Below are 25,619 nucleotides of genomic sequence, written 5' to 3'. Positions count from 1 at the left end.
GGAACTAAATAAAAAATTATTATTATGATCAGTAAAGAAAATATCAAACATATCTATGGATTATCACCATTGCAGGAAGGTTTATTTTATCATGCTACAAATGGAGGAAATTCACTTCAATACTTTCAGCAAAAAAGATTTAAGATTAACGGAGATATAAATCCACAGAACATAAAAGAATTATTCAATAAATTAGTTGATCGTCACGATGCATTAAGGACAATATTTATTCAGAAAACAACTAATCATCCTCTTCAGATTGTATTAAAAAAAAGGAGTATTAAATTGCATTATGAGGATCTAACCAATCTAAATGATTGGGAAAGTTATTTGAATAATTATAAGACAATAGACCTAAATACCCCTTTCAAATTAGATTCAGGCAGGTTGATTAGAATTGCTTTGTTTAAAACTTCAGCACATTCTTTTGATTTGTTTATTAGTTATCATCATATTATAATGGATGCCTGGAGTATCAATATGCTATTCAATGAATTTCAGGAACTCTATATTACCGGACAGCAGGGAAAAGTTAGTACGTTAACAGATGTAAAGCCATTTAGGGATTATATAAGTTGGTTAAATACACTTGATAACAATGATTTAAAAAGTCGTTGGAACAAATATTTAAAAGATTTCAGATCGGTTACCTCTTTTGCAAACAAAAATAGAGTCAAATCTAATAACGATAAGAACTATGTGTTAAAAAAACAAAGCATAGTTTTAGATGAACATTTTAAATCTAAATTAGTCAATCTGTGCGATGAATTAAATATTTCATTATTTGTTTTTTTTCAGACACTTTGGGGGATCTTATTGGCTAAATTTAATAATACTGATGATGCTGTATTTGGTGTAGTTGTATCAGGCAGGCCACCAGAAATAAAAAATGTAGATCAGATACTTGGTCTTTTCATAAATACTATTCCGGTACGTATTAATTTCAACGATGAAATAAATTTTTCCACTTTATCTAAAAAGGTTAGAGACGAAGCTTGGGAAATGCAGCAACTGCATTATTTGCAATTGGCCGATATCAAATCTGAATCAATACTAAAGGAAAATTTGTTTGATCATATCTTGTTATTTCAAAACTTAGCATCCACACTAACAGAGTCAAATCGTGAAGTACTAGATATTCATCCTTTTGAGGATTTTGAAGTTACCAATTATGATTTGAATGTTGTTATTTCTCCGACTGATATAATTGAAATACATTTTGAATACAACCAGCTAACATATACTGATGAGCTAATATCTTGTATTGGAAACTATTTTATGAATACTATAAAATATGTGATTGAAGATGTAACTATTTCGGTTAAGGATATCAAGTTACTTACTTTGAATTCTGATGATCAAGAATTTGTTGTAACTGAAAATTTAACTATTATAGATCTTTTTGAAGCACAAGTTGCCCGCACACCAGAAGCAATAGCTACCATTTATAATGATAATAGTGAGACTTATCAATCCCTGAATGAAAAGGCAAATCAGATAGCTACTTATCTTCTTGAGAATTGTCAGATTTCCGGAGAGGAAACAATAGGGGTTATGATGGGGAAAAGTGGTACTTTAATTGCTGTACTACTTGGAATTATGAAAGCTGGAGCAAATTACCTTCCATTAGATCCGGTATATCCACAGAAACGTTTAGAGTATATTATTTCGGATAGCGGTATCAACATAATGTTTTCCGATATAGTAGATTCCAATTCAGAAAAAAAGGAAAGCAATGCCTCTTTTTTAACTCATTTATCTCAAATAATAGAGATTGACAACAAATTTGAAATTATTGTAAATAGTAAAGAAAGTCTTCAATCTGTGAAGGTGGATCTTAAAAACTATAAGCAAGAAAACAGGAATACTATTTCAAACCCAGACAGAGGTAATAGTGCAGCATATCTAATTTATACTTCTGGTTCTACAGGAACCCCAAATGGTGTTCTGGTAGAGCACAAAAACATCGTCAATACACTATTATGGCGTAAAAAGTACTATAATTTGGGGCTTGGAGATATCAATCTTCAATTCCCGTCTATTTCTTTTGATAGTTCCGTTGAAGATATATTTTCGATACTAATATCAGGTGGTAGTCTTGTAATCCCAGATGAAAAACAATTGACTGATGTTGTATATCTAGGTACTGTTATCAATAAATATAAAGTCAGTCATTGCTTGTTAGTTCCATCATTTTATCAAATGCTTTTGCGGGAATTAAAATCTGATTTAAGTTCATTAAAGGCTATAACTGTTGCTGGGGAATCTGTAACAAAGAAATTAATTGACGAACATTATTATTGGCTTCCAGGGGTTGAATTGCATAATGAATATGGCCCAACTGAATGTGCAGTTTGTGCTACTGCTACTTTACTTAAACCAACAGACGATTTTGTTTCTATTGGTGTAGCTATTGATAATGTTAATGTGAGTATAAGGGATAAAACACTTTTAAAATGCCCTCCTTATGTAATAGGTGAGATAGGAATTAAAGGTGCCGGATTATCAAGAGGATATATTAATAATGAGACATTAAATGCAGTAAAATTTGTAAAGGATCCGGAATTTCCGGGTGAAATTATTTATAGAACAGGAGATTTAGGGATAGTATATCCGAACGGACAAATCGAGTTTATAGGAAGAGTAGATGAGCAGATAAAAATTAGAGGGTTCCGAATTCATTTGGGAGAGATACATAATGTGATTCTCGAAAATGAGCTTATTAGAGATACAATCGTTTTGGTAGGAAAAAAAGAAAATAAGGAGAGCTATATATCAGCCTTTGTTATTTTAAATGGAATAATTGAGCTAAACGAGATTAGAGCTTTTATGCAAAAATATCTGCCTTACTATATGGTACCTGAAAAGATAACTATAGTTGAGTCATTTCCATTACTTCCTAATAACAAAATTGATAAAGCAACTCTTTTAAGTAAAGAACATTCACTGGAAAATAAAGAGAAAGAATATGCAAAAACAGATGTTGAAATTCTAGTAAGCGAGATTTTTAAAGAGATTTTATGTAAAAAGACGATATATGTAGATGATAATTTTTTTGAACAAGGAGGTCATTCTATCGATGCGATGACATTAAGTTCAAGATTGTTTAAAAATTTTAATGTAAAATTTAATCTATCGGATATTTTCTCTGCTCCAACAGTGAAACAAATTGCAATTTGGATAGAGAAAAAAAAGACCGAGGATTATATAGAAATACCACATGTTGAGGGGATACGAAACGAGTTTAATTTAAGTTATGCTCAAAAGAGACTTTGGGTTGTTGAACAATCATTTGACCGATCTTCAAATTATAATTTATTTGTAGGGCTACGCATACGTGGTGTCCTGCAAACCAAATATGTAAAAGAAAGTATATTAAGATTAGTTAACAGGCACGAAAGTCTTAGAACAGTATTTTATACTTATGAAGGTGAGCCCATGCAAAAAATTCTGGATGAGGTATTGATTGACCGCTATCTAACTCATTTGGATGTATCCAGGCAAGATGATCCGGAACAGGAGGCATTAAAAATAGCACAACAAGAGTATGCAACTCCGATGGATTTAACCTATGGTCCCCTTTTTAAGGCAAGTTTAATTAGTCTGGACAGTAGAAATTATTCTCTTTTTTTTGTAATTCATCATATTATCTCTGATGGATGGTCACTAAGTGTTTTGGCACGAGAATTTGCTCAAATTTATAATAGCCTTACAGAAGATGAACCGATTAGTTTGAAACCGCTGACACATCAGTTCATTGACTATGTAAATTGGCAAAATAGCGTAATACATAGTGATAGGAACATTATTTATAAAGAATATTGGAATAAACATCTTAGTAATTCAAACTTACGAGTAGATTTTCCGAAAGATTTTCCATCCAAGTTTAAAAGTACTTCCGAAGGAGAAAGATTTGATTATTTACTAAGTCAGAAATTGACAGAAAGATTACAAAATCTTTCTGATGCACATGGTGCAACGATGTTTATGGGGGTATTGACCATAGTTAAAATTCTACTCTACAAATATACCGGACAAAAAAATATTACTATAATTACTCCAACCACAGGTCGTGATCACGGCAGTTTACAAGATTTAGTTGGTTTTTTTGTAAATACTATTGCTTTATCTACTGATATAGACAAAAAGGAAAGCTTTAGTGATTTATTGTATAGAGTCAAAAGTAATACTCTTAATGCATTAGATCATCAACCTTATCCGCTCGAGTTAATTTTAGATGAATTGAATCACTCGGATACCTTGTCAGCTTTCAATGTCATGGTTGTAATGCAAAATCAATATGAATCAATGGTTACTGGTTTAAACCATGTTTTAGTTGATAACTTTGACACAGAATTAAAAAAATCAAATTTTGATTTAACATTTGAGTTTGTTGAAATTGATAGTTGTCTACAGTTATCAATTGATTATCGAAAAGATTTATTTAAAGAGAGTACTATTAGAAGACTATTAGATAATATGATTGTACTTATAAATTCTGTATTGAATAATACGGTTGCACCAATAGGTGATTATGAGTATATCTCTGATGATGAGAAATATTTGCTGGTAGAAAAAATGAATGGTACAGAGGCAAACTATCCTTCTCAATTAGGACTTTATGAATTGGTTAACAGACAATTTTTATGTAATGCTGACCATATAGCAGTGATTGATCAAAAAAGTTCTTATACTTATGAGGATCTTTTTAAGAAGGTTGAAATGCTAGTAGCTTTAATACAAAATAAATATGATGATTTTAAAACAGGTACAGTAGTAGCAGTACAAATGGAGTCTTCAATTGATTTAGTAGTTTGTATTCTGGCTATTTGGAAATTGAAAGGAATATATTTGCCTTTAAACCTTAGTTTACCTGAAGATCGTATAAAATATGTATTAAACGATAGTAATTCTCGTTTGCTTCTTACGTCTGGAGATGATTTTGAGCTTTCTATTCATATCACAATAATAAATAGGAATGGTGCTTTAGATAATTTCGTTGAAGATAAAAATTACCTGAGTAAAAATCCGGCTTATATTATTTATACGTCTGGTTCTACTGGTATTCCAAAGGGAGTAGTGATAAAACATGAAAGTATCGCAGATAGAGTTTTAGACCATAATCATTACTTAAAAAACACTTCAACGGAACGAGTACTTCAATTTGCATCTATAAACTTTGATGCTTCATTGATAGAAATATTTATGCCTTTAGTAATTGGGGGCAGCCTTGTAATTCCTGAAAAAAATGGTAAGGATAATGTTGCATTACTTGCAGATTATTTAAATAAAAAAGAAGTTAGTCTTGCAATATTTCCACCTTCCTATTTAAAAATTTTGCGACCATATACGCTACCATATTTGAAGAAGATAATTTCGACCGGTGAAGCCGCTATTTTTGAAGATGCAGAATTTTATACAAAAAATCATGAGTTCTATAATGGATATGGACCGACTGAAACCTGTATTGGAGCATCTTTTTACAAGGCAAACGAAGTTGAGTTGGCTTATTACAGGGCTCTGGGTATTATCCCGATAGGGACACCATTTGGTAATACCAAAATTTACATCGTTGATGAGGATTTAAAACTAGTTCCATATGGGGTTCCGGGAGAGATATGTGTAGCGGGTATAGGATTAGCAATCGAGTATTTGAATGATCAGGAGTTAACCGAAAAAAAATTCACCAAAAACCCATTTGCAGGGAATGATAAGGATGCAATGTTGTATAGAACAGGTGATCTCGGCAGATGGAACGAAAACAATCAGATAGAGTATCTGGGCAGAAAAGATGAACAAATTCAAATACGTGGAATAAGAATAGAACCTGGTGAAATTCAGAAACATTTATTAGACTTATCAGAAATAACTCAAGCTTTAGTTTTAGGTTCAGAGATTAGGGGTGAAAAAGTATTGGTAGCTTATTTAATAACTCGTGAGGAAATTTTGCCAGTCGACATTAGAAACTATCTACGTTCTAAATTGCCTCTCTATATGATTCCGGATTATTTTATAATGATGGATTCATTTCCTATAAATTCTAACGGGAAAATTGATAAAAAACTATTATCCATTCATTTGGATGAAGAGTTTACTATGACCCCCCTGAAAAAGGCGACTCACCAAACAGAGATAACACTATCAGAAATTTGGAAGTCGGTCTTAAACAAAGATCAAATAGGGATTGATCAGAATTTTTTCGAAATAGGAGGGCATTCTCTTAAGGCGATTCAAATATTAAGTAGAGTGCACGAAGTTTTTGATGTTTCTATTAATTTAAAAGAGTTGTTTACTAATCCTACTATAGAGGCCCTGGCTAAGCACTTATCAATATCTGATCTTAAATCGCATCATAGAATAGTGGAAATTGGTAGTACTACTGATGGATACTTATTGTCTTCCGGGCAAGAAAGAATTTGGTTTTTGAGTCAGATGGAAGATATTAATGTAGCGTACAATATTAATCTATGCTATGAATTGACAGGAGAAATTGATATAAAAGTTTTAAACGAAGCATTTATGATGCTTATTGAAAGACATGAAATATTAAGAACCTCTTTTGTAACATATAATAATGAACCAAGACAAGTTGTTAATGAAGCAGATCATATTGAATTTAAACTAAAAGTGTTCGACTTTACAGGTAAAGACAATATAAAAGGGCAAATTGATGAGCTGATAAATGAGCAATTCTCTACACCTTTTGATTTGGTAAACGATATGCTTATACGCGGGACTATTTTTGTACTTAGTGAAAAAAGGCATGTCCTTGCGTGGAGTGTTCATCACATTGCAGCAGACGGGTGGTCTGTAAAAATTATAATGGATGAATTGGCTCTATTTTATAATTCTTTAATTTTAAAAGAAACGATAGCTTTAGTACCACTTAAAATTCACTATAAAGATTTTGCAGATTGGCAACAGAAATACCTATTATCGGATGATTTGTTAAAACATAAAGCTTACTGGACTAGCTTATTAGAACTTCCTATTCCAAGATTAGATTTTCCTGTTACAAAACAAAGACCTGCGGTACAAACTTATAGAGGTGCCGAATTATCATGTGTTTTTTCTGAGGAACTTACCCATGAGTTGCAAAAGTATCATCGCGCTCAAAGTACAAGTATGTACATGCTGTTTTTAAGCATTATTAATACAATGCTTTATAAGTATACATCGCAGACTGATATATTAATCGGTACTTCTAGTGTGAATCGTAAACACACAAGCTTGGAAAAACAAATCGGATTTTATTTGAATATTCTTGTTTTAAGAAATAAATTTTCAGACTCGGATACCTTTAAACAGCTTTTAGAAAAAATTACTTTAAATACTCTGGAAGCACAATCTCATGAAGACTATCCTTTTGATCAGCTTGTTGGCGAATTAGCTCTGCCACGTGATTTAAGTAGATCTCCGATATTCGATATATTTGTAGAATTTCAGGATTTTGAAGGGCTGATTAATAAAGAGGAAAAATATGAGCTGCATAATTCAGAAGTTAAACCATATAATGTAGATCTGGTAATGAGTCAATTTGATTTGACTATTACTTTTATTGGAGGAAAGAAAGAATTTGGTATTAACATCGTTTACAATCAGGATATTTTTACGGAATGGCAGATAAAAGACTTTTTACGTTATATCGAGAATTTATCTGTTAAAATTCTGAAGGATGATAATCTTAAATTGTCAGATTACTGCATGTTAGATGAAATTGATTTTAAACAGATTAAAGATTTTAACCAAACGAATAAAGAGTTGCCTAAAGGCACTTTTATGGATATTATCGACAATCAGGCATTAAGTTATGAGAATAAAATTGCTATAAGTTTAGATACAGAGCGTAAGAGTTACGGAGAGGTTATAAGAGAATCGAATCAATTGGGTAATTACTTAGTTGAATCGGGTCTTAAGCATTCAGAGCCTGTGTTGTTTATTTCCGAGCGTAGTATTGAAATGCTTATCGGTATGTTAGGCATTATGAAGGCCGGCGGGGTTTATGTTCCTTTAGCTCCGGATTATCCTATCGGACGTATTACCGGTATCATTAAAGATTGTCAAGCCACAAAGATTCTGGTTAGCTCAGAGGTTTTAAGTTTATCTTTTCTTAAAGAAATTGCATCAGAAACAACTGTGACGCAAATTATCTCAATGAATTTTTTGTCTGAAAGAGATGAATTTAATGAGGAATTTCAAACGTTGCGCTTTTATGCTGAATTAGCTGCAAAAAAGATTTCGAAACATTCTTTAGAAAAAGTAAGATTGCTGCCATTGCGCTATAAAGATCAGATAGTTTTGCCTGAGGCATTATGGAGTAAGATTAGTCATCTCTCGGATTATCTGAGCAATTTGTCAGACATAAAGGAGGCATCAGTTGGATTGTGTTTTGAAAATCCTATTTACGGTACGATTGCCATAATGTGTTTACAGATGCTTGATTTGGATTTTACATTACTAGATACAGAAGCTTCTCGCAAATCAAAGAAAGAGCTATTGGTTAATCATTCTATTAGCTATTTGTTAACAGAGTCTGTTTTTTTTACAGATTTTGATGAAATATATTGGGAATTGGAAGGGAAGTTAGAACTTATAGTTTTAGATTCCTTAATTAGGATCTCTTCTGATTCTTCAAAAGAAACCAATTTTCGTAGTATTTGGGATTATCAAGCAGAAATAACCACAGAGGCTATTAATGATTACGAATGGAAAAGCAGTTATACCAATGAGGCTTTTAGCGAAAAAGAGATGCAGGAGTATATTGATAATTTTTCTTCTAAATTATCTCCTTATCTTTCTGATAGTACTAAAGTTTTAGAAATTGGTTGTGGTCATGGCCTTGTACTTTTTAATCTAGTGCATAAGGTTGGTTATTACCTTGCTACGGATCTCTCTCCAATAATTTTGGATAAGAATAGTATTCGACTAAAACGCGAGAATATTACCCATGTCGAAAGTATGGCTATTGCCGCTCGTGAGATTGATCAGATACAAAAGAGCAATTATTTTGATGTTATAGTTTGTAGTAGTGTTGTTCATTATTTTCCGGATACCCATTATCTGGAGGAAGTAATCAGTAAAGCTTTAAGTTTAATTGCTGATGGAGGAATTATCTATCTGGATGATTTAATGGATCTTAATAAAAAATCAGAACTGGAAGAATCAGCTGTTTCTTATAACCGTTCAAATCCTGAGGCCACTGCTAAAGTAAATTGGGATAATGATTTGTTTGTATCCAAAAGTTTTTTTGATCATATCCAGCAGGTTTATCCCGAGATAGAATCAATAGAATGTAGTCCAAAATTAGGATCTATAGAAAATGAATTAACACGTTATCGATACGATGCTGTACTAAAAGTAAATAAAACAAGGCATAAAAATAAACCAGTTTATACAAACAATCGTCATTTTTCAATAGGCCTTGATCAAATTAATTTCACTAGTGCATTAGAGAACCTTCCATCCTGGATAACTGTAGATATAGAAGAATTTGCTTTGCAGAATATTGTTGATTTAAAGGCAATTGAAAACAAGATAGATACCAAACCAGCTATAGAAGTCAAAGAATCAGATCTGGCCTATATTATTTATACCTCGGGCTCTACTGGAACGCCTAAAGGAGTTATGGTAGAACATTTGGGTATGCTGAACCATTTGTGTGCAAAGGTAAATGACCTGGAATTGGATGCCAATAGTGTTGTAGTACAAAATGCATCACAAACCTTTGATATAAGTATCTGGCAGTTTTTATCAGCCTTAATGGTGGGAGGAAAAACAGTTGTTTACAATCAATCTTTAGTTTTGTCGCCTGAGAAATTTATTGAAAGGGTTAAAGAGGACGGAGTTACCATTTTAGAAGTTGTTCCTTCTTACCTTACCGTGATGATGGATCTTTATGAAGAGATAAAAGTTAGCTATCCATCGCTTCGGTATTTGGTCGTAACAGGTGAAACGCTGAAAAGAGCTTTGGTAGACCGATGGTTTAGTCTCTACCCTGGAATACGAATGGTCAATGCTTATGGACCGACAGAAGCTTCGGATGATATTACGCATCACATCATGGACAAAGCTCCGGATAACGGAATTATACCGATTGGTAAAGCGGTTCAAAATTTTCAGATTTATATTTTAGATGATCATCAACATTTATGTCCTATAGGTGTAAAAGGTGAATTATACGTGTCTGGTATCGGAGTTGGTCGTGGTTATTTGAATAATGAAGCTCAGACTCTAAAAAGTTTTAGCCAGGACCCTTTTATCTCTGTGAATAATGTTCGAATGTATCGCACGGGGGATTTAGCACGATATTTACCTGATGGTACACTCGAATTTTTCGGGCGCAAGGACAGCCAGGTTAAAGTGCGCGGTTACCGTATTGAACTAGAAGAGATTGAACAGCAACTTGCCCTACTTGAAGGCGTATCTGATTCGGTTGTTATACTCAAGAAAGATAATCGTGATGAGAACTATCTGAGTGGTTATGTTACAGTATCAGCTGAAAAAGGCACAGAAATAAGTACAGAACAATTACGGGAAGAATTAAAGTTAGTTTTACCATCTTATATGATTCCTGATTACTTATCAATATTACCAAAAATGCCAACCACAGGTAATGGTAAAATTGACCGTAAAGCACTTCAAGATTTTGAGAACGGAAATAAATCTAAAACAGATTTAGTAGCTCCTCAGGGGGAAATACAAAAAATAATCTGGGAACTTTGGACAGATGTGCTTGATGATGATCTATTTGGGATAAAGGATGACTTCTTTCAAATAGGTGGTAATTCATTGCGTGCAATGAAAGTAATAGGAATGATAAATAAACAATTTAATATAAACTATCCGTTGAGAGATTTTTTCAATCAGCCAACAATCGAGCAGATTCATAAGAATATTGAAATATTTAAATGGTCTGCTACAGGAGAAGAGGATAGTAAAGCGAATGACATAATAGAAATATTGATATGAGTAAAGACATAAAGGATTTTATCCACAAATTAATTGAACTAAAAATCAAAATTACCCTGAACAATGACCAACTTAAAATTCAGGCAGATCAGGAGGTTTTGACACCAGTAATCATATCAGAAATACAAGAACGAAAGCAAGAGTTGATTGCCTTTTTGAGCGAAATTGTTTATGATAACAATACAAATGAAAATATTTCCCCTATACCGGAAGCAGAATATTATGAATTGTCTCATGCTCAAAAAAGGCTTTGGATATTAGATCAATTTGAAGAAGCTAAAACAGCTTATAATATGGGGAATGCCTATTGGCTTGAAGGAAATTTTGAGCTTAATGCACTCCAATTTATAACTAGCAGATGGATTGAGAGACACGAAGTATTCAGAACGACCTTTAAGAAAGTTAATGGGCAACCTATGCAATTCATCTCCAATACCTTTGATGGAGAACTGCCTTTTGAGATTATTGACTTGCAAACAGAAAATGCTGTAGATACTGCCAATGCACTTATAATCGACGAATTAAATACTCGTTTTGATCTGGAGCAAGGCCCTTTGTTTAAGATTAGGATTTATAAAATAGCTCAAGAGAAGTTCGTTTTCCTGATCTTAATGCATCATATTGTTTCCGATGGTTGGTCATTGGAAGTGCTGATGCACGAGTTTATATACTATTACAATAATTATCTGGAAGGTAATGATAGCAATGTTGCGCCACTATTGATTCAATATAAAGATTATGCGCATTGGAGCAATTCACTATTGTCGGGAAATAGATTATCTACGTTAAAAACATTTTGGAACAATACATTTAAAGATGGTGTCCCTAAAATTGATCTGCCAAGGGATTTTAACCGCCCAACTATAAAGACATACAATGGGAAGCATATTGTAAAAGTTTTCAGTGAAAAAACTACAAGAGAAATTAAAATGTTGTCAGAAGGTAAAAATGGCACATTATTTATGAATCTCTTAAGTTGCGTAGGGATTTTATTGTATCGATATACAGGAGAAAAGGACATGGTAATTGGTACCACGACTGCGGGGAGAGCTTTGCCGGAGTTGGACAACCAAATAGGTTTTTTTGTAAACACATTGGCCCTACGATTACAATTTGAAGGACAACAATCATATAGCGAATTTAGTAATAGTATTAAAGAGCTTTGTCTTAATGCCTTCAAACATCAGGAGTATCCTTTTGATTTGTTGGTAGACGATCTTATACATAAAAGAGATGTAAGCCGCTCACCTATGTTTGATGTGATGGTTCAATTACTAAACACAAGCTCCATCAATAAGAAAGCAGAAGGACTTAAAGGAATAAATGTGTCGCAGTTTAGGTTTGACAACCCTACAAGTCAATTTGATCTTTGTTTTAATTTTCTTGAAGAACAAGATAGTATATCGTTGGATTTAGAATTCAATACAGATCTTTTTAGTGAAGACAGGATGATTAGATTGATAACTCTTTTGGAAACTATTATAAGCGAGATCGTTCTAAATCCATTAATGGCCTTAGATGCTTTGAACTATGTTCCGGATTACCAACTAGATGAACTGAAAGCGTTTAATGCAACGGATAAGAGCTTTGAAGATTATGATAGTATTATTGAAATGTTCGAAGAAAATGTTCGTCTACACCCTGATAATATTGCAGTCTATACCGTTAAAGATTCTGTTTCTTATAAGGAATTGAACTTCCAAGCGGATGCATTTGCAAATTTTATATGGAGTCTTAATCTTGAAGACAACTCGTCGATAGGTATTATACACGATAAGTCTATATCCGCTATAGCAGCTATTTTAGGAATTTTTAAATCCGGACACGCCTGTGTTACAATCGATCCGTCATTGCCTGATGAACGAATAAAATTTATCCTGAATGATTGTACTATACCGGTAGTAATATCGGAGAAGAAGTATGAAGATTTAAATATGAAAAGACAGTGGGAATGTCCTGATTTCAACATTCTGATAAACACTGATGAAGGTAGCCAACAGGATATAAATTACGGAGAGAGCATAAGCGATCAGTGTGAAATGTGGGACTATTTAGGAGAAAATTTTGACGAAGAAATTGAGTTAGGAGGCTGGATTTCCAGTTTCACCGGGCAGCCATTTACCAAACAGGAAATGGAGGAATACAGTGAGAATGCGTTATTAAAATTAAGACCTTATTTAACCGATAAAAGTCGCGTTCTTGAAATTGGGTGTTCTTCAGGATTAACTTTATTTAAAGTTGCTCCTTTTGTAAAATACTATCATGGTACGGATCTCTCGAAGAAAATTATCAATAAAACAGAGGAAAGTGCACGTGCTAAAAAAATGCAAAACACTTTTTTTACAGTTTTAGGAGCTCATGAAATATCGAACCTAATTGACACCTATGATATCATTATTATTAATAGCGTTATACAAAGCTTCTCAGGATACAATTATCTGTTAGAAGTAGTTGAAAAAGCGCTAAAATTACTCAATCCTGGGGGAATTATTTTTTTTGGTGATATTCAGGATTTAGATAAAAAAGAAGCCTTAATTAAAGATCTAGAAAAATTTAATGTTGAAAATGAAAACCAGGACTATTTGGTTAAGTCCGATTGGTCTAAGGAACTTTTTATATCTAAACTATTCTTCAGTGATCTTAAGGCATTGTTTCCCCAAATAACAAATATTGCGATAACGGATAAAATAGGTGAAATATCTAATGAACTTAGAGATTTTCGCTTTGACTGTATTGTCTTTACAAATGAGAAAGAGGAGAGTCTGAAAGAAGTAAGCAATATCAAATTCCGTAAAAGACGTTATAATCAAATAGATTTCGAAAATATTTCCATAAAACAGAGGACAAAACAAAGTTTATCCCAAAAGCTGGCCTATACTATATATACCTCGGGAACCACAGGAAGAGCTAAGGGAGTTATGGTATCTCATAGCAACTTGGTTAATATTTCGTTGTCATGGCGCAATAGATACGAGTTAGAGACTATAGACGTAAGGTTGGCACAAATTGCTAATATGAGTTTTGACGTGTTTTTTGGAGATTTATGCAGAGGACTTCTTAACGGAGGAACTCTTTATTTATGTGATAAAGAACTGGTGTTGGATGTAGCAAAATTTTATGATTATATAAATGAGCATAAAATTAGTATTTTAGAATCTACTGTGGGAGTACTGCTTCCTTTGATGAAGTATATTCATGAAGAAGGCTTAGAATATTCTTTTTTAAAGCTCATAATTTTAGGATCCGATGTATGCTTAATGAAAGATTTCCAATGGTTGAAAAATGAATTTGGTAACGATGTTAGAATAATTAATAGTTATGGTACTACAGAGACAACTATAGACAGTTCTTATTACGAAATAGTAGATCCAGCTATCAATTTTGAAGGTTATACACCAATTGGGAAACCTATGGATAATATTAAGTATTTTATACTGGATAAAAATAAACGTATTGTTCCAATTGGGGTTAGAGGGGATCTTCATATTTCAGGTACGGGGGTATCTTTAGGCTATCGAAATTGCCCGGAATTAACTAAAGAGAGATTTTTTGAATTATATGTTGAAAAACAATCTCACAAAGTCTATAATACAGGAGATTTAGGTTATTGGCTTCCTGATGGTAATGTACAGTTTTTGGGAAGGGATGATGGACAAATTAAAATTCGAGGGTATCGCGTTGAAATTGAAGAGGTAGAAAATTTATTGGCTAAACATCAATTAATAGAACAAATAGCAGTAGTAGTAAAAAAAGATAAAGAAGGCCATAATTATCTCGTAGCTTTTATAGTAGCTAAAAATGAAAGACTTAATGTAGCAAGTGTAAAAGAGTATGCTAAAAAACATCTTTCCGATTATTTGATACCTTCAGTTATTATGATTGTCGAAAAATTAGTATACACAAATAATGGTAAAATAGACAGAAAAGCTTTATTAGAATTTAAGCAAACTAAAGAAAAAAAAGACGAACTTCGCGAGCCTTTGAAACCTTTTGAAGACAAACTTGTGGCTATATGGAAGGAATTACTTGATATGGATTGTATAGAAATAACAGATAATTTTTTTGAAATTGGAGGGCATTCTCTAAAAGCTGTTCAAATGGTTTCCAGAATACAAAAGAATATGGGTATAAGACTGGAAATAAAAGACGTTTTCATACATCAGACAATTGAAGAGTTGGCAACAAGAGTTGAAGCTGTAGAATGGGTTAAAATTGATAAAAATACTGATTCAACAAATAATGAAAGAATTTTAATATGAACGTAAATAAGTTGATAGTTGAACTAAGTAAACTTAGTATACATTTAAGTATTTTAGATAACCAATTAGAGATCAATGCACCCAAGGGAGTATTGAATGAGGACATAATTAAGAATCTTAAAAAGTATAAAAATGAAATTATAAACTTTTTAATTGAGAATGAAAAAAAGCATGATTATGCTTTAATTCCGTTATCAGAAAACAAGACATATTATAAGCTTTCTAATACACAAAAGCGTTTTTGGCTATTAACTCAGGTAGAAGATAGATCCAGATCTTATAACGAATTTGAAGCCTATACTATATCAGGATCTTTGGATGTTGATATTTTCGAGTTTGCAATTAATCAGCTGTTAGAGCGTCATGAGATATTAAGAACGAATTTTGTTTCTGTCAATGAAGAAATTATGCAGGTAGTTCGACCTGTGGAAGAAATATTTTTTAAGCTGGAGCGATTCGACCTTACAGACTCGATCGATTGGAAAGAAAAGCTAGAAGTTATCGCTCAAAAATTGATGAATTCAGTCTTCGATTTGACTAAATCCTCACTTTTTAAAGCAAGCATAGTACAAACTGCGAAAGATCAATATATTTTTCTTTTCTCATTGCATCATATTATAACGGATGGATGGTCAGCAAAAATATTAATTAAAGAATTATCAGACTTATATATATCAAATTTAACTGGTAAATCAAATAGTCTAAATAGCTTAGCGATACAGTATAAAGATTATGCAGAATGGCAAGTCAATCAGATTACAAATGATGATAATATTGCTACTAGAAATTATTGGTTGCAGAGTATGTCAGGAGAATTGCCTGTTCTTGATTTGCCAACGGTAAATCCCAGACCAGCTATTAAAACGTTTAATGGAGCAGTTTACAATAGTGAGTTTGAGAAGTCTTTTACTTCTAAGCTTAAACTTTTTTCCAAAACACATGAAGTTACCAATTATACTACTTTGGTCGCCATTGTTAATGTATTGTTGCATAAATATACCTCACAGACTGATCTAATTATAGGAACCACAGTTTCCGGCCGTGATCATTTTCAATTGGAGGATATGCTGGGGTGCTTTCTTAATACCTTAGTTCTTCGTAATAAAATTAATCCAAACAATTCTTTTGTTGATTTATTGGCAACTGTTAAAGATAATGTGTTTGATGCGCTTAAACATCAACATTATCCATTTGATATACTTTTGGAAGAACTTGATGTAAAAACTGACTTGAGTAGATCTGCAGTTTTTGATGTTCTTATTGAACTCCATAATTATGAAAAAGAGGCAGAATCATTTAAAGATTTTGCAGGAGGAATGGATTTCAGAGTAGAGCCGTATATTTTTGAAAAAAATACTAGTCAGCTTGATATTACATTTTCTTTTTATGATTTAGGAGATGATGAAATGGGTGTGACGATATATTATAATACAGATCTCTTCAGTCGTACTTATATAGCTAATTTGATAGCTCACTTTAAAAAGCTAACAGAGCAATTACTTGATTTGCCAAGCCATAATATTAGTGAACATAGTATTTTGTTGAAAAAGGAGGAAGATCTAATTAAAGATTTTAACCAAACGTATAAAGAGTTGCCTAAAGGCACTTTTATGGATATTGTAGATAATCAGGCATTAAGTTATGAGAATAAAATTGCTATAAGTTTAGATACAGAGCGTAAGAGTTACGGAGAGGTTATAAGAGAATCGAATCAATTGGGTAATTACTTAGTTGAATCGGGTCTTAAGCATTCAGAGCCTGTGTTGTTTATTTCCGAGCGTAGTATTGAAATGCTTATCGGTATGTTAGGCATTATGAAGGCCGGCGGGGTTTATGTTCCTTTAGCTCCGGATTATCCTATCGGACGTATTACCGGTATCATTAAAGATTGTCAAGCCACAAAGATTCTGGTTAGCTCAGAGGTTTTAAGTTTATCTTTTCTTAAAGAAATTGCATCAGAAACAATTGTGACGCAAATTATCTCAATGAATTTTTTGTCTGAAAGAGATGAATTTAATGAGGAATTTCAAACGTTGCGCTTTTATGCTGAATTAGCTGCAAAAAAGATTTCGAAACATTCTTTAGAAAAAGTAAGATTGTTGCCATTGCGCTATAAAGATCAGATAGTTTTGCCTGAGGCATTATGGAGTAAGATTAGTCATCTCTCGGATTATCTGAGCAATTTGTCAGACATAAAGGAGGCATCAGTTGGATTGTGTTTTGAAAATCCTATTTACGGTACGATTGCCATAATGTGTTTACAGATGCTTGATTTGGATTTTACATTACTAGATACAGAAGCTTCTCGCAAATCGAAGAAAGAGCTATTGGTTAATCATTCTATTAGCTATTTGTTAACAGAGTCTGTTTTTTTTACAGATTTTGATGAAATATACTGGGAATTGGAAGGGAAGTTAGAACTTATAGTTTTAGATTCCTTAATTAGGATCTCTTCTGATTCTTCAAAAGAAACCAATTTTCGTAGTATTTGGGATTATCAAGCAGAAATAACCACAGAGGCTATTAATGATTACGGATGGAAAAGCAGTTATACCAATGAGGCTTTTAGCGAAAAAGAGATGCAGGAGTATATTGATAATTTTTCTTCTAAATTATCTCCTTATCTTTCTGATAGTACTAAAATTTTAGAAATTGGTTGTGGTCATGGCCTTGTACTTTTTAATCTAGTACATAAGGTTGGTTATTACCTTGCTACGGATCTCTCCCCAATAATTTTGGATAAGAATAGTATTCGATTAAAACGCGAGAATATTACCCATGTCGAAAGTATGGCTATTGCTGCTCGTGAGATTGATCAGATACAAAAGAGCAATTATTTTGATGTTATAGTTTGTAGTAGTGTCGTTCATTATTTTCCGGATACCCATTATCTGGAGGAAGTAATCAGTAAAGCTTTAAGTTTAATCGCTGATGGAGGAATTATCTATTTGGATGATTTGATGGATCTTAATAAAAAATCAGAACTGGAAGAATCAGCTGTTTCTTATAACCGTTCAAATCCTGAGGCCACTGCTAAAGTAAATTGGGATAATGATTTGTTTGTATCCAAAAGTTTTTTTGATCATATCCAGCAGGTTTATCCCGAGATAGAATCAATAGAATGTAGTCCAAAATTAGGATCTATAGAAAATGAATTAACACGTTATCGATACGATGCTGTATTAAAAGTAAATAAAACAAGGCATAAAAATAAATCAGTCTATACAAACAATCGTCATTTTTCAATAGGCCTTGATCAAATTAATTTCACTAGTGCATTAGAGAACCTTCCATCCTGGATAACTGTAGATATAGAAGAATTTGCTTTGCAGAATATTGTTGATTTAAAGGCAATTGAAAACAAGATAGATACCAAACCAGCTATAGAAGTCAAAGAATCAGATCTGGCCTATATTATTTATACCTCGGGCTCTACTGGAACGCCTAAAGGAGTTATGGTAGAACATTTGGGTATGCTGAACCATTTGTGTGCAAAGGTAAATGACCTGGAATTGGATGCCAATAGTGTTTTAGTACAAAATGCATCACAAACCTTTGATATAAGTATCTGGCAGTTCTTATCAGCCTTAATGGTGGGAGGAAAAACAGTTGTTTACAATCAATCTTTAGTTTTGTCGCCTGAGAAATTTATTGAAAGGGTTAAAGAGGACGGAGTTACCATTTTAGAAGTTGTTCCTTCTTACCTTACCGTGATGATGGATCTTTATGAAGAGATAAAAGTTAGCTATCCATCGCTTCGGTATTTGGTCGTAACAGGTGAAACGCTGAAAAGAGCTTTGGTAGACCGATGGTTTAGTCTCTACCCGGGAATACGAATGGTCAATGCTTATGGACCGACAGAAGCTTCGGATGATATTACGCATCACATCATGGACAAAGCTCCGGATAACGGAATTATACCGATTGGTAAAGCGGTTCAAAATTTTCAGATTTATATTTTAGATGATCATCAACATTTATGTCCTATAGGTGTAAAAGGTGAATTATACGTGTCTGGTATCGGAGTTGGTCGTGGTTATTTGAATAATGAAGCTCAGACTCTAAAAAGTTTTAGCCAGGACCCTTTTATCTCTGAGAATAATGTTCGAATGTATCGCACGGGGGATTTAGCACGATATTTACCTGATGGGACACTCGAATTTTTCGGGCGTAAGGACAGCCAGGTTAAAGTGCGCGGTTACCGTATTGAACTAGAAGAGATTGAACAGCAACTTGCCCTACTTGAAGGCGTATCTGATTCGGTTGTTATACTCAAGAAAGATAATCGTGATGAGAACTATCTGAGTGGTTATGTTACAGTATCAGCTGAAAAAGGCACAGAAATAAGTACAGAACAATTACGGGAAGAATTAAAGTTAGTTTTACCATCTTATATGATCCCTGATTACTTATCAATACTGCCAAAAATGCCAACCACAGGTAATGGTAAAATTGACCGTAAAGCACTTCAACAGAAACGGGACGGAAAAGTTGCAATAAGTTATCTAAAACCTAATACTGAGGTTGAGCTTACCCTGTATAACCTGTGGAAACAATTACTTGATGCTGATGAAATTAGTATTGATGATAATTTTTTTGAATTAGGCGGACATTCTTTGTTAGCAACTAGATTGGTATTACGAGTTCAGAATTTTTTTTCAATTAAGCTTGAGCTACGAGATATATTTGAAAATCCCACTATTGAAAGTTTGGCTAAAATTGTATTAAGTAGATCACAAGTAGTTTTTAATCAAATTTCTTTAGCACCGAAAAACATAGACTATCCTCTAAGTCATGGGCAAAAAAGATTATGGATCTTGTCTCAGTTAGGAGATGGAGTAGCTTATAATATCACTGAAACTTACAATATTAAAGGGGAACTTTGCTTAGAAGCCTTAAATATCGCGATGCAAAGTTTGATTGTACGCCATGAAATTCTTCGTACTACTTTTAGAGAAGAGCTTACTACAAATGAAATAGTTCAGGTAATTCATACTCCTGAGGAATTTGATTTTGCAATTGATACTATTTATTTGGACAAAAAAGCAGAATCACAACTTAAAAAAATATTTTTATCAGAGGCTGAATATATTTTTGATCTTGAAACGGGGCCACTTTTACGATTAAAAGTAATTCATCTAAATAATGAAGAACATATTCTAATCTTTACGCTACATCATATTATTTCAGACGGATGGTCAATGGAAATTCTATTTAACGAATTTCATCAACTTTACTCATCTTACGTAGAGGCAAGAGAAATTGAGCTTCCGCCATTAAAACTTCAGTATAAAGATTATGCTTTCTGGCAAAATAACCAGAATGATAATACTTTTATACAATCAGGAAAATCATACTGGATAAATGAATTTTCTAAAGATATCCCAATCCTTTCATTACCTTATAAATCAAAAAGACCAGCTATTAAAACCTTTAACGGGGCATGGGAAAGAGTAATAATAAACAAAGATATAAGCAACTCTCTTAAAGAATTGTCAAGGATGCATCATTCCAGTTTGTTTATGACTTTATTTGGTTCCATTAATGTGTTCTTGTATTTACACAGTAATCAATCTAATATCGTTGTAGGAACTCCAATAGCAGGAAGAAGTGATAATGAGCTTGAAAATCAGGTTGGATTATATATCAATACATTAGCTATTAGAACAGAAATAGATGGTAGCAAAAGTTTTGCCGATTTGTTAAAACAAACTAAGCAAAAATTGCTTGATGCTTATCAGTATCAATATTATCCATTCGATTTGTTAGTTGAACAACTTGATCTTTCACGTGATTTAAGTCGCTCTCCTTTATTTGACGTAATGGTAATATTACAGAACACTGCTGTTAATGAAAAAAGTATCATTAATGAAACAATTCATATTTCAGAAGTAGAGCCGATAAAGACTTTTAGCAAGTACGATCTGACTTTTAATTTTCATGAGTCAGAGGACGAAATAGTTTTACATGTTGACTACAATACAGATCTCTTTTCTTCTGATATAATTAAAACATTTTTAGATCGATATCTTCGTATTGTAGCTTTTATTTCTGATCAAAGTGAATGTAGAATTGATAATATTGAATATTTAGACAAAATAGATAAAGACAAGCTACTAAAGAGTAGTTATAAAACACTACTGTATCCTAAAGAGTCAGATGTAATAGGCTTATTTACAAGTACGGTTGATAAGTGTGCTGATAAAGTAGCACTTGCTTACAATGGGGAGACTTGGAGTTATAAAGATTTAGACATATTAAGTAACAGACTTGGGTGGCGCTTAAAAAATGATTTCAATGTTGGTCAAGGGGATATAATTGGACTTTTGATACCTCGCTCATCTTCTTTTGTAATAGGAATGCTTGGCATTTTAAAAACAGGTGCTGCTTATCTGCCTATTCCATATGATATTCCTTTTGAGAGTTTAAAAACTATTGTAAAGGAGTCCGGGATAAAATATTTAATAGGTGATTCTATTTTATACGATTTTGACGAAATTGAAAATCTTAATAAGATAGATATCAATGTAATATTAAACGCTGTTGAGACAAACAATCAGCGTTTACCTGGAGTAAATAGCGTGCAAGATCATGCTTATGTGATTTATACCTCTGGTTCCAGTGGAAAACCTAAAGGTGTTGTTGTTAATCATTTATCATTACTGAATTATTGTAATTGGTTCATTTCGAATTATAATATTGACAAGAATGATAAAACTTTATTATTATCCTCTCCTGCTTTTGACCTTTGCTACACAAGTTTATGGGGTAGCTTGTTATCTGGAGCTGAGCTTCATATTATGGAAGAATTCGATTTTATGGATTCGGACAAACTCAATCAGTGTTTAATTAAAAATAACATAACATATATTAAGATCACACCATCACATATGCATATGCTGATAGCTGATCCTAAATATTCTCTTTATGTTAAGCAATACGCATTACGACTTATCGTTTGTGGTGGCGAAATAATCAATACAAATCATTTAACGACACTTCTTCGTGATAGACCGGATCTGAAAATTGTTAATCATTATGGACCCACTGAGACTACCATTGGAGTCATTGTGAAAGATATAACAAAGAATAATATTGATCAATTTAAAGCTAATCCTGTCATTGGGCAGCCAATTGACAATATACGTGCCTATATATTAAACAGTAATGGTTATTTGCTGGCTGAAAAAGTAGTAGGACAAATATGTATTGGTGGACTTGGCCTCTCTGCCGGATATTTAAAGCGCGATGATCTCACAGACGAGAAGTTTATAGCCAATAGATTTGAGGAGAATGAAAAAATATATCTTACAGGAGATCTGGGATATTGGAACGATCAGGGAGACATATGTATAGTTGGACGTAATGACGATCAAGTTAAGATCCGTGGTTACCGGGTAGAGCCAAAAGAAGTTGCTCGCGCTATTGAAGCCATTGAATGTGTAAGTAAGGCTTTTGTTCAGCCTGAAATGAATGTTAATGGAATGATAGAACTAATAGGTTATTATACTACTGATTCAGATATAGAAAGCGAAGAATTAAAAGAAGTATTGAAAGAAAAATTACTCCCTTATATGATTCCGGAAATTTTAGTAAACATTGATAAATTTCCGATAACAAAAAATGGTAAAATTGATAGTAAAAAACTTAATTTGTTAAAAAAGGATAGCTCTTTAACGAAAGAGTTAAAAAAACCTTCTACTGCAGAAGAGGAAGGTCTTCTAAAGTTATGGCAAGATGTATTAGGTATTCAGGCTATTAGTACAGTTGATAATTTTTTCAGTCTTGGAGGACATTCACTTAAAGCTACTATTCTATTATCGAAGATTAAGAAACAGTTTAAGAGCGAGATAACTTTAAAAGATATCTTTCAATATCCTACAATCGAAAAGTTATCTGTCGTAGTGAAAAATACGCAAGGTTACTTTAATGATTCTATTACAAAAGCAAATCATAGTGATTACTACGCAATGTCAAATGGGCAAAACCGTTTATGGGTACTTAATCAATTAGATGATATTGGTACAGCATATAATATCATGAAAGTTTTAGAATTTGAAGGTGTAATCGATAAAACACTATTGATAAATTGCATTAATGCTATAGTAGAGCGTCATGAAATTTTAAGAACTACAATTTATGAACTTGAGGGGCAGCCATATCAAAAGATAAACTCCGTAAATGAACTTGAGTTTAAAGTTGATTGCCTTGATTTCGAAAATATTGACGAACAAGATGTTTTAGTACAGGAGTTAATAAAGGCAGAACATGATTTTTTATTTGATCTAAGTAAAGGACCATTGATTCGCGTTAAATTGCTAACGTTTAAGGATGATAAAACGCTTTTAATCATTAACATGCATCATATTATATCTGATGGTTGGTCAGCAGGAATTTTGATGAATGAACTTAAGGATCGATATAATAATCCGGTATTGAATACAGAAGGAGTCTTAGAGAGTCTTCCTATTCAATATAAAGATTATGCTGAATGGCAGCAAAGCCAGATTCGTGATGGAAAATGGGAAAAAGATAAGCAATTTTGGTTGCAGTATTTAGCTGATGATCTGCCTCTTATTAAAATCCCTAGTGATTATCCGAGACCCCAATTTAAAAGTTATAAAGGAGATGAAATTTCGTTTGTTATTTCAGGAAAATCCTTGTTGCAGTTAAAGCAGTTGATTAGAGTACATGATTCTAATATGTTTATATTGCTTTTGTCTCTTGTTAAAACATTTTTGTACCGATACACCGGGCAGAAAGATATTATTGTTGGTATCCCAATAACTGGTCGTCATCATGAAGAATTGATTGGGCAGGTAGGTTTTTATCTAAATATGTTGGCAATAAGATCGAAGATTCAGGGAGCAGAGTCTTTTAGTGATATAGTAGAACAAGTAAAAACTAATGTTCTAAACGGTTATGAACACCAACTTTACCCTTTTGACATGCTTGTCGAAGACTTAGATATTTCGCGTGATTTAAGCCGAAGTCCGATATTTGACGTACTTGTTTCTTACGAAAATGAGGATGGTATTTACGAGCTTTTTGCTGATGATATTTTGTTAAAAAGTCAGAATTCGGGATCGAAAATAAGCAAATACGACTTAAGTTTTTATTTTGTTGAAAGTTCCGAGGGTGTTAATGTTACTCTTGAATACAGTAGTGATCTTTTTACAGGTTCTACTATTGAGCGCATAAAGGGGTATTTTATGAACCTTGCTGACGCATTAGTTTCAGGACATGCTGATGTTTGTCTGGATGATCTGGAATATCTTCTTGTTACAGAGAAAGAACGTCTAGTTGATGTTTTTAACAGGACAGAAATGCCTTTTAACAGAGAAATGTCACTTAGTGGTTTATTTGCTATACAGGCAGATCGTTATGGTTCCCGACCGGCTATTAGTTACAAAGGCACTTCAGTTAGTTATGCTTCTTTGAAACAAGGAGCAGACAGTGTTAGCTATCAGTTGCAACGAGATTATGGGGTTTGTGAAGGAGCATTTGTAGGAGTTGTTATGCAGAGAAGCCCTGAATTATTAATGTGTCTTTTAGGGATTATGCAATTAGGGGCATGTTATGTTCCTATTGACCCTGATTTTCCTTCAGATCGAATATCTTATATTCTTGCGGATAGTGGAGTTTCATGTGTATTAGTAAGCGATTTGTACGAATCAATTTTAAAGGAGGTTAATACTAAGAAAATAGTTTCTTCTATGCTTTTTGATAAGAAAGTTGATTTTCCTTCGGATTATGTCTTACCAACGCTTTATTCAGATGCGCTGATGTATATGATTTATACTTCGGGTTCTACAGGATTGCCTAAAGGAGTTGAAGTATCTCATGTTTCAGTAGTCAATTTGTTGGAAAGCATGAAAAACATTTTGAATGTAGCTAATGAAACGCGATTTTTGGCTCATACGACCATTTCTTTTGATATATCAGTTTTGGAACTGTTTTTACCACTATATGTTGGAGGCTGTGTTGTTTTAGCCTGCGACGAATCAGTCAAGAGCCCTGTAATGCTTATTGATTTGATAGGTAAGGAAAATATAACGGTATTACAGGCCACACCCAATATGTGGCGATTGCTATTAGATTGTGGATGGTCAGGGCAGTCAGGTTTAAAGATGTTAAGCGGAGGAGAAGAATTGGATTACGCTTTAGGAGTTCGATTACTGAGTTTGGAAGGGGAACTATGGAATGTTTATGGCCCTACAGAGACAACCATTTGGTCAACAGCAAAGCGGGTTGATACAGCATCTGATCTAGGTTCAATAGGAGTTCCATTAGGAAATACCGAGGTATATGTTTTAGATCAGTCTTTTCATTTAGTTGGAATAGGAGTACCTGGAGAACTTTATATAGGAGGCTTAGGAGTATCCAGATATC

At 33.1% G+C, this 25,619-nt stretch carries 3 protein-coding genes; all 3 read left to right on the top strand.

Going from position 1 to position 25,619, the window contains the following annotated elements; translation table 11 throughout:
• The first annotated feature begins 24 nt into the window (after positions 1-24).
• A complete protein-coding gene (locus C245_RS0121110) occupies positions 25-10,968 on the top strand; it encodes a non-ribosomal peptide synthetase (protein WP_017498609.1) in 10,944 nt (3,647 codons plus the stop codon).
• Positions 10,965-15,227 (top strand): condensation domain-containing protein, encoded by a 4,263-nt coding sequence (locus C245_RS0121105; protein WP_017498608.1) that lies wholly within the window; start codon positions 10,965-10,967, stop codon positions 15,225-15,227. Before C245_RS0121110 ends, C245_RS0121105 begins: the two co-directional genes overlap by 4 nt.
• Positions 15,224-25,619 (top strand): non-ribosomal peptide synthetase (locus tag C245_RS0121100; protein WP_017498607.1); only part of this gene is annotated, 10,396 nt, incomplete at its 3' end. The genes C245_RS0121105 and C245_RS0121100, both read left to right, overlap by 4 nt.

Source organism: Flavobacterium sp. WG21, from assembly GCF_000335775.1.
GTDB classification, from domain to species: Bacteria; Bacteroidota; Bacteroidia; order Flavobacteriales; family Flavobacteriaceae; genus Flavobacterium; species Flavobacterium tructae.
The sequence above is the reverse complement of the archived record's forward strand: the minus strand, read 5'-3'. Positions and strand labels throughout refer to the sequence as shown.